9 protein-coding genes are annotated in these 13141 nt (G+C 38.8%); 3 read left to right on the top strand and 6 right to left on the bottom strand.

What is annotated here, in order from left to right; genetic code table 11:
- Window positions 1–29 precede the first annotated feature (29 nt).
- The gene (locus R2Q70_RS17440) at window positions 30–5621 is read right to left on the bottom strand and encodes an alpha-2-macroglobulin family protein (protein ID WP_316808825.1); all 5592 of its coding nucleotides are present in this window, start codon (window positions 5619–5621) and stop codon (window positions 30–32) included.
- Between the two features lie 79 nt (window positions 5622–5700).
- Between R2Q70_RS17440 and R2Q70_RS21915 the strand changes: the two genes are divergently transcribed.
- Window positions 5701–5760: a hypothetical protein gene (locus tag R2Q70_RS21915; RefSeq protein WP_410478387.1), complete on the top strand. Its 60-nt coding sequence runs from the start codon at window positions 5701–5703 to the stop codon at window positions 5758–5760.
- A 161-nt stretch (window positions 5761–5921) separates the two neighbouring features.
- Window positions 5922–6344: a nuclear transport factor 2 family protein gene (locus tag R2Q70_RS17435; protein WP_316808824.1), complete on the top strand. Its 423-nt coding sequence runs from the start codon at window positions 5922–5924 to the stop codon at window positions 6342–6344.
- Between the two features lie 85 nt (window positions 6345–6429).
- Here R2Q70_RS17435 and R2Q70_RS17430 read toward each other — a convergent pair whose 3' ends face one another.
- Window positions 6430–6834, bottom strand: coding sequence for a hypothetical protein (locus tag R2Q70_RS17430; protein ID WP_010602288.1), 405 nt, complete (start codon window positions 6832–6834; stop codon window positions 6430–6432).
- 95 nt (window positions 6835–6929) lie between these two features.
- Entirely contained in the window at window positions 6930–9494 is a 2565-nt protein-coding gene (gene topA, locus R2Q70_RS17425; RefSeq protein ID WP_316808823.1) for a type I DNA topoisomerase, read from the bottom strand.
- Window positions 9495–10064: 570 nt separating this feature from the next.
- On the opposite strand from topA, the gene R2Q70_RS17420 reads away from it, so the two are divergent.
- The gene (locus tag R2Q70_RS17420; RefSeq protein ID WP_316808822.1) at window positions 10065–10580 is read left to right on the top strand and encodes a glutathione peroxidase; all 516 of its coding nucleotides are present in this window, start codon (window positions 10065–10067) and stop codon (window positions 10578–10580) included.
- Between the two features lie 189 nt (window positions 10581–10769).
- Here the strand turns inward: R2Q70_RS17420 and aqpZ are convergent, their stop codons facing one another.
- From aqpZ to R2Q70_RS17405, 3 genes are all read right to left on the bottom strand, one after another.
- The gene (gene aqpZ, locus R2Q70_RS17415) at window positions 10770–11477 is read right to left on the bottom strand and encodes an aquaporin Z (protein WP_316808821.1); all 708 of its coding nucleotides are present in this window, start codon (window positions 11475–11477) and stop codon (window positions 10770–10772) included.
- Between the two features lie 261 nt (window positions 11478–11738).
- The gene (locus R2Q70_RS17410) at window positions 11739–12575 is read right to left on the bottom strand and encodes an MBL fold metallo-hydrolase (protein ID WP_316808820.1); all 837 of its coding nucleotides are present in this window, start codon (window positions 12573–12575) and stop codon (window positions 11739–11741) included.
- 45 nt (window positions 12576–12620) lie between these two features.
- Window positions 12621–13064: a MarR family winged helix-turn-helix transcriptional regulator gene (locus R2Q70_RS17405; RefSeq protein WP_316808819.1), complete on the bottom strand. Its 444-nt coding sequence runs from the start codon at window positions 13062–13064 to the stop codon at window positions 12621–12623.
- Window positions 13065–13141 lie beyond the last annotated feature (77 nt).

Below are 13141 nucleotides of genomic sequence, written 5' to 3'. Positions count from 1 at the left end.
CAAGTTGAGTAATGTGAAAACTGCATATCCTACCTCACTACCTGAACCCACTTACCAGCTTGCGTAGCAGAAATATCATTGTTATACATCGCTTCGCATTGAACCGCTGATAAATAATATCTACCTGTGTAAGAAGCATTCAATAATACTTTGTAAACCAGGCTTTCATTTTCTCTGATATTAAAGTACGTGAAAACCCTGTCATCTCTGATATCCTGATAAGTGAATGGTGATGATGCTAAAATACTTTGATTATCATTTACCCTTGTATTGATAATTTCCCAACCCGACGGGAAAATTTGCGTCAATGCCATCTGCTCGTAGTAGCCCATTCTTCCTGGATTCTTCACCGTTACTTCTGCGTAGAAATCAGTTCCCTGCTTTAAGGTTGTTGGATCCAGAATTGTACCATTTAAGCGCTTGTAAGTTACGTTCATATCTAAAACATCTGGTCGGTTTGGTAAAAAGTTATTCTGACCAGCCACTGGTTGCCCTTCTAATACCAAACGAACAAATAATACATTGTTACCATTATTGGTAACAGACGCCGTGCTGCCTTTGAAATTAACAGCTGTGCTATTCAGATATTGATTTGAATTTACCGGCGCTGATTTTCCATCCAGCACATATTGGTATTGCAATTTATTTGACGACTGGTTTGAACCACAAAACTTCCCAATGGCTAATAAACTGTAAGCTGTTGTTTGCGTACTATACCAGGTATTTTCACCCAGTTTAGCCGCTAAAGGCTGCAATAAACTAGCCGCTTTGGCTTTCTGACCAAGCAGGGTAAGGGTTTCCAGAATCATCGCCCCATCACGAACATCTGATCCATAAGTTCCACCAAGCTGTTTATAAGGTTGAATGGATGTATCCAGTCCGCTAATCATATTTTGAGCAACGCTGTTTTGTCCTGCCAGTTTGTAAGCCGCCGCCAAGCGCCATTTTGCTGCTACAGAAAGGTATTCAAAAGCTTTCAGGCGGTTCATGGCTGCCATTTCCGGTTTCTTGGCTAAAGCAAGCATGTACAAACGATAAGCCTGAGATAGATCTCCTCCATAAAAATTATCGCTGTTTGGCGCCCAGTTAGCTGCTTTTGTTTTTTGATAACGCAGCAATTCATCCAATAACCCGACAGGCAAGGTATAACCTGCATTCTGCGCTTCCACAAGGAAATGACCTGCATAATTACTTCCCCATTCATCAGAACTTCCTTCGCCTGGCCAGTATGATAATCCGCCGTCTGTAGTCTGGAAGCCTTTTAAACGCGTAATTCCAGCTTTAATATTCGATTCGGCTTTCGCTTTTTGCTGCTCCGTTAACGGACTTAACCGATCAAGAAATAATTGAGGGAAAACGCCTGAAGTGGTTTGCTCCACACATCCGTGAGGATACTGAATTAAATAACTCAATCGTTTACCCAGATTAATCGCAGGAATAGAAGAAACCTCAAGCGAACCAGAGTTTGTGCCCGCCATGCCAATAGGTTGGTAATTCACCGCCCATTTAGTATGCGGTTGTACCGTTGCAGAAACCACATTAGTGATATAAGGATTTGGATTTCGAATATCCATTTCCACATCGTAATCTGTTCTTTCGCCGCCACTTTGTGCAATTACTTTTACTTTAGCAATGCCCACTTTGTCAGGTGCTTTCACTTCAAAGTAAGCCATCTGTTCTCCGGTTTTCTGGTAGTAAAGTTGCTGTTTATTGGTGCCCTGAACAATTAAATTATTGGCCTGAAGCTGAACCGAAACATTTTTCAGGTTATTTTCTGTTGCAAAAACCGTAACAGGTAAAGTAAATGTTTCTCCTGGGCCGATTACTCTAGGTAGTGTTGCCAAAACCATTAAAGGTTTTTTAACCTGAACAGATTTTTCTGCGAAGCCATAAGCTGCATCTTGTCCGGCAACCACCATTGCCCGAACAGCACCAATATACTGTGGCAATTTAAATTTGTGTGTTTTACTTTCGCCTTTGCCTATCGTAAATGGTCCCATAAATTTAACCACTGCCTTAAAACGATTTGCTTTGGCAGGGTTTAGGTTTTTATTGATACTTCCATCTCCACCAATGCTCAGGATGCGTTCCAGGTTACCGCCCCAGGCGCCTAGTACGTAATCAAATAAATCCCAGGTTTTTACACCCAAACCTTCGCGGGCGTAGAATGCACCATGTGGATCTGGTGTTTTAAAACGTGTCAAATCCAACAACCCTTCATCTACCAAAGCAATGGTATACGTCATGGCTTTGCCGTCTTGCTCACCAATAGTGATGGTGTTTTCCGTTTCAGGTTTGATTTTATCCAACATTTTTATGGTCGGTTTCAAAATGGTTCGCGGATCTTCAACTGAAATCGGAATGGCACCATACATCCTGATTGGCAAATCGTTAACGGTTTGCGCATGAGGCTGCAGCAGCGTAACGTTCGCGAAAACGTTTGGAGCCATTTCTTTTTCTGCCTTGAATTTATACTGTGTTTGTCCGGCTTTAGTATCAATCCAGAAAGTTTTCAAAACCCTGCTTCCGTTTTCAATAGAAATTAATGCTCTTCCATCTTTACCTGTCGGGATGGTTAACGTTATGTCTTCCCCAACTGTAAATTTTTCTTTGTTAGCCGTAAAAGACAACATCGATGCTTCGGTAGGATTTGCACCCTGCTCACGCTGAGCCCAACCTGGCCAATCTACATAAACTGATTTTCCAGTTACGTGTCCACCATTTAAATCACGAACAAGGATGAGATAGCGTCCCCATTCCGGTTCATCAATTCGCAAGTTCCAGCTACCTTTACCGTTCGATAGGTTAACCTGGTGTGTTTCAACCAATTTATTGTACTGGTTTTGGGTGAAATTTGCATAAGTGTATTGATCATCTTGTTCCCACCACCAACGCCACTGTGTTTTATACACTTCTAGCTGAACGGTTTTGCTTCCGCCCAACAGTTTTCCATCGGTATTAACATTTACAATTTCGATTTTATGATCTTTTCCGGTCACTAGTCTGCCACTTAACTTATCTCCCTTAGCCGGACGAATGCCCAAATAACTGCTGTAAACATGATACGGAATGCTAAGATTATCGAGGCTGAAATTTCCTCCAGGTTCAAAAACCTTCGTGGTGAAATTTGCTCGTAAAACTCCCGGAGCTGTGTTATTTTCAATGAGGTTGGTATTAATTTGCGCAGTTCCGGCTCCATTTAAAGTCCCTTCGAAAATGGTTTTCACCTGCGACTCAAAATTTACTGTTGGATTATCAAAACTAAAACCTTCGAAACCTTTAAACTTGGTTTCAGTGGTATTTAAGTTCACATCAACCTTTGCTTTCAGATTTTGTGCCGGCGTACCAAAAAGCCATTTTGCCGATAGGGTAGCAGGTGATGTGCCAGAACTTAGGTACGTTCTGTTACCAACGTTAAAATCAATTTTCAAACGGTTAGGCATTACCGTTTCTATTTTTAATGTTTTAGTAAATGTTGCGCCACCAGCTTTTACTTTCGCCATCCAGTTTCCTGTAGGAACAGTATTTTCTGTTGCCGTTTTAAAACTGTAAAATCCGTTTACTGGTCTGCCGTTAATTAACCGTTTATAAAGCTGACCTTTTGGGTTATAAAACTCCATGGTAACGGGATAATTTGCCGGAAGTTTCTTCAGCTTATCTTCTAAAATAAACGATACAAACAAACTATCGCCGGGGCGCCATACGCCGCGTTCTCCATATATAAAACCTTTAAGTCCGCTTTGCACTACGTCTCCGCCAACATCGAAACGGCTTAACGGTAAAGAGCTACCATCATCTAATTTTAAATAACCTCGTTCCGAACCGTTTTTGGCAATTAGTAAAAACGGTTGGCGTTTCAAATCAAATCTGGCAAAACCATCTCCATCTGTTTTTGTGGTGAAGATAATCTGCTTTTGATAATCCATCAGTTCTAAACTTACACCGCTCATGGGTTTTGCAGTAAGTAAATCCGTAGTAACAATCAGCATGCTATTATCGTTTCCGCGTTTGGCAACGAGACCAATATTCGAAGCGATTAAATTTCTGCTTGCCCAGCGTTGATTGGTGTAAAATGAAGGTGTGCAGGGATTATCTTTATCTGACCAACGGTAGTTTTGAGGATAGTAATTGTTGTATCGTTGCCAGAAATCATCATCCTCATCAATCTTTTCCCCGTAATAGCCACCTTCTTCATCGTAATAACCCTCACCATCATCGGTTGCTTTTTCATCATTTGCCTTACAATTGTATGCATTATACTCCTGCCTAAACGCAATTGTTACCCGATACATTGCACCTGGTTCGGTGCGGATCATTTTATCCAAATCCAGTGTGAAGCGGTTTTTCTTATGCAGATTTAAGGCTTTATCCTCATCCAGCCGAACTGTTTTCTGTAAAATTGGTTTGGCTACCCTACGTAGCTCGTTTGCATCTTTATAAGTATTGGTTTGAAAAAACTGAGGAATATTATTTTCATAAATTTTAATTACAGTAACATCAACTGCTTTTAAATTAATGGCTTCAAAAGGTAAAACCAATTTGCCAGAATTTGGCAAAATGGTACCGCCACCTGCAATGGTAACAGAAGGAAGTTTATCTTCGAAAACCAGATTTGCAGTTTTTCCTCCTGATAAGGTTTTTCCGTTGATATTTTCTACACCGTTATTCACGTTTAAGGTGTAGTCGCCTTTCAATTCTTCGGCTGCGTAAACTTTTACCTGGCTGGCATCAATGGTATAACGTAAATCGCTCAGGTTGCCCAACGAAATCATTCCCGTTAAATCCTGGCCAACTCCAATAGGCTCCGAAAATTGCACTAAGGCGTAATCTTCTTCACCCTGGATGGCTTTCATATCCAAAATTTCAAATTTATTTAAAGCAGGAATTCTGATTTCTTCTTCACCCTTTTGTTCAGCATCAATGGCGTCGCCGTCCCATTCAATTTTTAAAGTTTGGTCGGTACTTTTCTTTTTTATACTATCTATGGTAAATTTTGAAATGTTCTTTGCCGGGTCATGCTGCCACTTAACCTTTAATTTCTGGTCGAAATCAAGCTCGATGATCTTTTCAATTTTTGAGGTTTCCTCCGCATCAGCAGTGGCTACTTCTCCAGTGAGTTTCATATAATCAAGGGAAGTATTGTTTTGAGAAACCAGGCCATTTTGAGAAAGCATGGCGCCAGGAGTGATCACTTTAAATTCAAAGTCGAAATCCTCTAAACCTTTTTCCGTGGCAGAAACTTCTGATAATTTAAATGATGCTTCATATTCCTTTCCGGATTTTAAGTTTTCGTCAGGTCTAAATTCCACAGTCTGCGGATCAATCCAATAAGTTTTTCCTGAGATGGAGGGTGAAAAATCGAATAGGTCGCGTGAATCAGGCTTGCCTAAATCCTGCATTCCGCTAGCGGCATTAGCCAGATGCACACGGATATAACTCTTTTTTGAGATTGTTCCGGAGGTATAGGCCTCAATATATTTCGCATAGGCCTGATTATCTTCATTCGATTTTTTCTTTCGGTTAAAATAAAAAAACAGTAAAGCTGCGATAGAAGCCGCTAGTAAACCGATAAAAATAAATTTCTTTTTGGATGATGATTTGTAGGTAGAGGGTTGTTCCATTTTTGAAATTCTGATTAGATGTGATTCAAAATAAACTAAAAATCCCGTTAAAATAACTTATGTTGAAAATTAGCGTGTTGTGGGGATTTTGATTTATAATATTAAACCTATTGATTTTATAACAGATATTTTGCCTTAATGTATATCTGTTTATAGTTTCCTTTTTTTTGCCGGTTCTTATCTATTATTTGTATTTGTGGTGGAAGAAGTACAGATCAAAAATAGCCAATTGAGCAGGTTATATTTGTTCCTTTGCAATGATTTGGATAAGTTTACAGATCAATCCCAATTCAACCAGATATGATTAAGAAATTATTGATTTTTTCGAGCCTGATTTTAACTTATAACCTCACTTTTGCGCAGAAAGCAGATGTTGAGCAAGCGGTAAATAAGCTAACCAGGTTGATGATTACTCCAGATAGTTTAGCTTTAAATCAATTGGTTTTGAATGATTTAAGCTATGGACACTCAAGTGGTAAAGTAGAAACTAAGCAGGAGTTTTTGCATGCATTGCTTTCTAACTCTTCTGATTTTGTTGAGATCAACTTAACTGATCAAAAGATTATCGTTCAAAATAAAACAGCCTTGGTACGCCACACATTAAATGCGAAAACAAATGATAAAAATGTTCCTGGTGCAGTAAAGCTACATGTTTTGCTTATTTGGAGTAAGGAAAAAGCAGGATGGAAGCTGTTAGGAAGACAAGCGGTTAAAGTGCTTTAATTTCTATCGTCACTCTGAATTTATTTCAGAGTCTAAATAATAAAGATGCTGAAATGAATTCAGCATGACGACTTGAGGTGAGTGCCTATTTTATCATCACCCCGGGGCGGTTAACCAATGGGATTTTTATCAAATTTGAATCAATAATACTTTCAGGAAGGAAGATAAATTTTTTGTCGTAAATGGTGGAGCCAATGTAATAGCTTAACCAATATTCATTTGTCAGGCCAAAAACTTCGGGGTCAATCGCTTCAACACCTTTAAAATCATTGGCTTCCATGTCGCCAATAAAATGCCTTAAAACAGATGTTTTAACTTGTTTGCCATCTTTCTCGCCGTAACCTTTTGAACTAATTAAAACGTTTGTAATTGGCTCATTTTTTAGATTCACGAGATAAACCGTCCAGTTTTTTACTTCAGGAGTTTCGCTCATGAGCACAACAGCCATTGCAATATCTTCTACGGTATTTTCAGGTAAATCAGCTTTCATTTGGATAAAGGATAAAAGAGCAAAGCATAAAGACTGCGATTTTTAGGTTTAAAACAATTAATCTTTAATCTTTGTTCCTTACTCTTTGTTCAAAATTATTTCTTTTTCGCAACCGCTTTTTTCACTGCCGGCGCTTTCTTTTTTGCAGGGGCTTTTTTCTTTGTTTCAAAAGCATTTGGCACTTGCTCCACAATCATCTTTTTGATTACTTCCAAATCAACATCAGCCAACTCTTCAGCTGTATATTTTTGCTTTGTGGCCTCATTATTTCTTAACTTCAGCATTAATTTACCGAAACGAATAAAAGGTCCCCAGCGGCCATTTTCAATTGAAATTTTTTCAGCATCCCAAACTTTAATAAAGCGGTTAGCTTCTTTCTCCACTTTTTTACTGATCAGCGTCTCAATATCTGCTTGTGTTAAATTGTCGAAATCGTAACCTTTAGCCGGAATATTGATAAACAAATCGTTCCATTTAATAAACGGACCGAAACGGCCTTTGCCTTTCGTTACACCCAAGCCTTCGTAATAGGCAATAGGTGCATCCGCATCCATTTTCTCTTGTATAATCTGTACTGCTCTTTCATAAGTTACCGAAAGCGGCTCTTCGTTTTTAGGAAGTGAAATAAAAGCATCACCCCATTTCACATATGGGCCAAAACGGCCAACGCCAACCATTACTTCTTTGCCTTCAAAATCAGGTAGTTGCATTGGTAGTTTGAACAATTCCAAAGCATCACCTAACTGAATGGTAGCCACTGATTGATTACGCATTAAACTTGCATAACGTGGTTTTTCTTCTTCATCGAGCTCACCAATTTGAACCAGTGGTCCGAATTTACCAACCTTGGTATACACATTTTTACCGGAAGCAGGGTCAACACCAAGCAAACGTTCGCCCGTAGCACGTTCAGCTGTTTCCAGCGTCGTTTCTACTTCAGTGTGGAAAGGACTATAGAAAGAGTGTAGCATTTTAGTCCACTCTTGCAAACCTTGCGCAATCTCATCAAATTCTTTTTCAACCTTCGCCGTGAAATTAAAATCAACAATTCCTTTAAAGTGTTCAACCAGGAAATCGTTTACCACTTCACCAATATCAGTAGGAAAAAGCTTTTGTTTTTCTGCTCCGGTAATTTCAGATCTAGCATCTTTGTTTACTTTTCCGTCGGCTAAAATAATAGCAGTAAATTTACGCTGTTTACCATCCCGATCTTCCTTAACAACATAACCGCGGTTTTGAACCGTAGAAATTGTTGGGGCATAAGTAGAAGGGCGGCCAATGCCTAATTCTTCTAATTTTTTAACTAAACTGGCCTCTGTATATCTTGCCGGTGGACGAGAATAACGCTCTGTGGCCTGCATTTCTTTCAAAAATAATTCTTGTCCTTTGGCTAATGGAGGTAAAATCGAACCGCCTTCTTTTTCATCACCTTCTTCATCATCAGTAGATTCTAAGTAGACTTTTAAGAAGCCATCAAATTTTAATACTTCACCTTCAGCAACTAAATGTTCTTTGCGGGTTGAAGCTGTAATCTGTGCGGTAGTTTTTTCAAATAACGCCTCACTCATTTGTGAAGCAATGGAACGTTTCCATATTAAGTCATACAAACGTTTTTCCGAAATATCGCCATCAACCGTATGGCGATCAAAGTAAGTAGGGCGGATGGCTTCGTGTGCCTCCTGAGCACCTGCCGATTTTGTTCTGTACACCCTTTGATGGTGGTATTTATCGCCATAGGCCGATTTAATTTCAGCCGCCGCGGCGTTTAAAGCTGTTTCAGATAAGTTTACTGAATCCGTTCTCATGTAGGTGATCTTACCGGCTTCGTATAAACGTTGCGCAACCTGCATGGTTCTCGCTACCGGAAAACCCAATTTCCTCGAGGCTTCCTGTTGCAATGTAGAAGTGGTAAACGGCGCCGCCGGATTGCGTTTGGCAGGTTTGGTTTCTAAACTGTTGATGTCGAACTTAGCGTTTGCACAATCTTGCAAAAATTTCTCAGCATCAGCTTCGCTTTCAAAACGATGTGGTAATTCTGCTTTAACAATTTCTTTGCCTTTACCTGTAGAGAACTGAGCTGTGATTTTAAAGGCAGCAGCTGCATTAAAGTTTTGTACTTCTCTTTCCCGATCTACAATTAAGCGTACCGCAACAGATTGTACACGGCCTGCAGAAAGCGATGGTTTTACTTTTTTCCATAAAACAGGAGAAAGTTCGAAACCCACCAGTCGATCTAAAACCCGGCGAGCTTGCTGTGCATTTACCAGGTTATAATCAATATTGCGTGGACTATCAATTGCCTTTAGTATAGCAGGTTTGGTAATTTCGTGAAAAACAATACGTTTGGTTTTCTCTTGTTTTAGTCCAAGCGTTTCAAAGAGGTGCCAGGAAATGGCTTCTCCCTCGCGGTCTTCATCGGATGCTAACCAAACCATTTCGGCTTCCTTAGCAAGTTTCTTCAATTCAGCGACGAGTGCTTTTTTATCAGCCGGAACTTCGTATTTCTGTGCGAAATCATTCGCAATATCAATCGCCATATCGCCTTTGGCTAAATCCCGAATATGGCCGTAGCTCGATTTCACAAGGAAATCTTTGCCTAAATAGCCTTCTATAGTTTTAGCTTTTGCGGGTGACTCGACGATTAATAAATTTTTGGCCATGAAATAACGATTTTGTGCAAATAAAGCTATAATTAAAGCATAAATCCAAACATGAGCTAAATTTTATACAAATTATTTTCCAAAATCCCATCAAATTCAATTGATTTTTGAAATTTCATCAGCTTAAATTTTTAGTGGATCGTAATTTTTTGGAAAGCAATTTCAGTACAGTTTTCGCCAGGCTTTGTCCCGCCCTATGTTCCAAATCCTCAACCTCGTACCTCGGTTTCCGGGTTTTTCACGCGGTCGGGTTTAGGTGGCCAATGTAGTTTAGGTTACAACAGCTGCATGGCGTATACCTATTAACCGTTAATAATGAAAACACCTACTACGTTGCAAATTCGGTTGACTGGTTTTAAAAAACTGCAGGATGTAAACTAAACCCGATTGTACGGATGCCATTTTTCATGGCAGGAGGGAAAGCGGGGCGGTTATTGCCGATGGAAATATGACTTTCGTTTTCTAATATTAAAACTTAAAGTGCTATTATTCATTTTGGCATTTAATTTACAATCAAAACCTGTAACAAAAACTATTTGTGCCTATATTCGTATATAAAAAGAAAAAACGATGATCAGCACTATTTTAATTCTGTTAAATTTTTTGATGCCTACGCCACCAAAAAATGTTTACGATTTCAGCTTCAAAACCATTGACGGTAAAGAAGTAAAACTTTCTAAGTTTAAAGGAAAGAAAATTTTAATTGTAAATACCGCTTCGAAGTGTGGTTACACACCACAATATGAAGATTTAGAAAAACTTCAAAAACAATATGGTAAAAAGGTAGTGTTAATCGGATTTCCAGCCGGAAATTTTGGCGGACAGGAGTTTTCTACCAATGCCGAAATTAAAGAGTTTTGTACAGGAAAATATAACGTTTCATTTTTGATGGCTGAAAAAACCAGTGTTAAAGGCGATGATATCAGTCCGTTGTTTAAATACCTTACTACGCAAACCGGTACGGAAGAACAAGGTGATATTAAATGGAACTTTGAGAAGTTTTTAATAAACGAAAAAGGGGAGTTGGTTCACCGTTTTCGTTCTAAAACAAAGCCGACTGATGAGGCCATTGTAAAGAACCTATAAAAAGGTTGGAAGGTGTGAGGTGTAAAATGGAATGATTTTCTTTTGCATTTCGCAATAAAAAAGGTAAAATAAATTGGATCATATTCAATTCATTTTACCTTTTTTTTATAAATAAGATTTTGTAAATATAGATGCCTAAAGATTGTTAGGCTCATTATCCACTTCACATCATCCTCTTTACATCTTAAACTAGTTTTTTTCTAACACAGTTTTCCAAACTACTGCACTTAAAACTGCGCCAACAACCGGAGCTGCTACAAATAACCAGATTTGTTTGATGGCTTCACCGCCTGCTAAAACCGCAGGGCCAATACTACGTGCCGGGTTCACAGAAACACCTGTAACTTTAATGCCAACGATATGAATTAAAACCAATGAAAGCCCAATAGCTAAACCAGCGAAACCGCCATTAATGTTTTTAGTTGAAGTAGCACCGAAGATGACCAGTAAAAAGATAAATGTAAATACAGCTTCGGCAACAAATGCGGCTGTAGAATTGTATTCGGCTAAATAGCCTTTACCCCAACCGTTTGAACCCAATGCCCATTCTTTCATTTCGAAATTTGCCTGGTTGCTTACAATTAAGTAAAGTAGGCCAGCTCCCGCAATTGCTCCCAAAATCTGGGCTATAATATAATAAGCTGCTTCGCCGGCTTTCATTCTTCCGGCCACAACCATTCCAATTGAAATGGCTGGATTAATGTGGCAGCCCGAAATGTGGCCGATTGCATAAGCCATTGCCACAACAGATAAACCAAAGGCAAAAGAAATCCCCAGCAAACCTACACCAGTTGTGCCATCTGCACCGGCGATGACTGCGCTACCGCATCCCATTAAAACTAATACTAATGTGCCTAGAAATTCGGCACTGAATTTTGAGAATTTACTCGTCTCCATGTTATTTTTTTGTTAAAGGTTAAAAAAACAATAGGGGGAGATTTGCGGCAAATGTAAGTGAAATATTACAAATTTGAAAGTTAGTTCCCTTCAGGAAGGATTTAGCGTGGCTTGAAATTTTTATTAAAAAGAAAGGGGCTTAAAATTTAAGCCCCAAATAAACCAAACAAACTATTTATGAAGTATAGATATAACCCATAACCTTAAAAAATGTTTGTGAAAATATTTTTTTGTTATAATTTTTTTAGCGTTTCAAGAAAATTAAAAAAGATTCAGTTGATCTGGCTGGTAAGCCGCCGGATTAAATTGATAGGCAGGTATTGTTGATTTGCTTTTGCTTACATAAAATACTTCTGTTTCCTGGTATCGCGAAGCTACTTTTACAAAAGTATCACCTGCAACATCCCTGAATATATTTTCAACCAACATAGGGTCGTTGTTGTCTTTTGATAAATGACTCAGCAACAAATGACTCATAAATGCTGGTTTATGATTTTGAAAAAGTTCCAGCGCCTGCGTATTGCTCAAGTGTCCATGTCCGCTGGTTATTCTTCTTTTCAGAAAGTAAGGATAGCTACCGTTGGCTAACATTTGTGCACAGTAATTGGCTTCAAGAAATGCCGCATGGCAGGTTTTGAATTGACTGATTAAACGATCGCATACCGAGCCAATGTCTGTAAAAACACCAACCCGAACATCATTACATTCTATAGTAAAACTATAAGGATCTGCGGCATCATGAAATTTGGAAAAGGCAAATACGTTAAGGTTTCCTATTTTGATTTTTTGCAGGTGCGAAATCGGAAAAATGTTTTCTTCATTTAACAGGAGTCTGCTGCTTTTGTAAGTTGGTGTGCTAATGTAAACCGGTAAGTGATGTTTCTTTGCAAAAACGCTTAAACCCTTAATATGATCGCTATGTTCATGAGAAATGAAAATCGCTTTGATTTTCTCAAGGGATAAGCCTAAGCGGTTAATTCTCAGTTCGACTTCTTTGCAAGTTAATCCAACATCAATTAAAACAGCCTCGTTTTCGTTGCCAACATAGTAACAGTTGCCGTTACTTCCCGAATTTATTGATGTGAAATATAATGCCATTTTGAAACCGCAAGTTACGGCTAATTTGCATAACGATAAAGTAAATTAAACCTTAGTTCCGTTATATTCCACCAATCGAGAAAGTAAAGGTAGAAATGCCTGGATAAGTGTAATCTCTTCTGCTGAGAATATTTTTTCCATGGTTTGTACGAGCCATTCTTCTTTGATTTTTCTACTGGCTATAATATGTTTTTCTCCGAGTTTAGTTAAGCTGATAAAAACCTTTCTCTTATCGTCTTCGCTCGGTTGTCGCTCAACGCATTTTGCCTCAACTAACCGATTGATGATTTGAGAAATTGCCTGTTTGGAAACCCGCTCCATTTCGGCAAGTTCAGTGGAAAGCAGCATGCCGTGCTGTTCTAATAACGACATAGTAATTAATTCTGCGTTGCTAAATTCAGAGCTCACATTCTGTTTTCGCAATTGTCGGGTGAGGCGTGTAACAGTGCTCCTTAGTTTAGCAGCAATTTCCTGAGTGGGTGTTGGCATTTTTTTAGTAAATAAACTTTACAAATATAGTGTTATTTAAATTTAAAGTTCTTCATTTATTTATAGATTTATATGAT

Origin of the sequence: Pedobacter agri, from assembly GCF_032678665.1 — a bacterium.
GTDB lineage: Bacteria > Bacteroidota > Bacteroidia > Sphingobacteriales > Sphingobacteriaceae > Pedobacter > Pedobacter agri_A.
Note: the sequence above shows the minus strand (reverse complement) of the source record. Positions and strands in the feature narration are given on the sequence as shown.

Coding starts and splice junctions, on each gene's coding strand:
- R2Q70_RS17440 (WP_316808825.1), bottom strand. CDS start 5,621: ATGGAACAACCCTCTACCTACAAATCATCATCCAAAAAGAAATTTATT.
- R2Q70_RS17435 (WP_316808824.1), top strand. CDS start 5,922: ATGATTAAGAAATTATTGATTTTTTCGAGCCTGATTTTAACTTATAAC.
- R2Q70_RS17430 (WP_010602288.1), bottom strand. CDS start 6,834: ATGAAAGCTGATTTACCTGAAAATACCGTAGAAGATATTGCAATGGCT.
- topA (WP_316808823.1), bottom strand. CDS start 9,494: ATGGCCAAAAATTTATTAATCGTCGAGTCACCCGCAAAAGCTAAAACT.
- R2Q70_RS17420 (WP_316808822.1), top strand. CDS start 10,065: ATGATCAGCACTATTTTAATTCTGTTAAATTTTTTGATGCCTACGCCA.
- aqpZ (WP_316808821.1), bottom strand. CDS start 11,477: ATGGAGACGAGTAAATTCTCAAAATTCAGTGCCGAATTTCTAGGCACA.
- R2Q70_RS17410 (WP_316808820.1), bottom strand. CDS start 12,575: ATGGCATTATATTTCACATCAATAAATTCGGGAAGTAACGGCAACTGT.
- R2Q70_RS17405 (WP_316808819.1), bottom strand. CDS start 13,064: ATGCCAACACCCACTCAGGAAATTGCTGCTAAACTAAGGAGCACTGTT.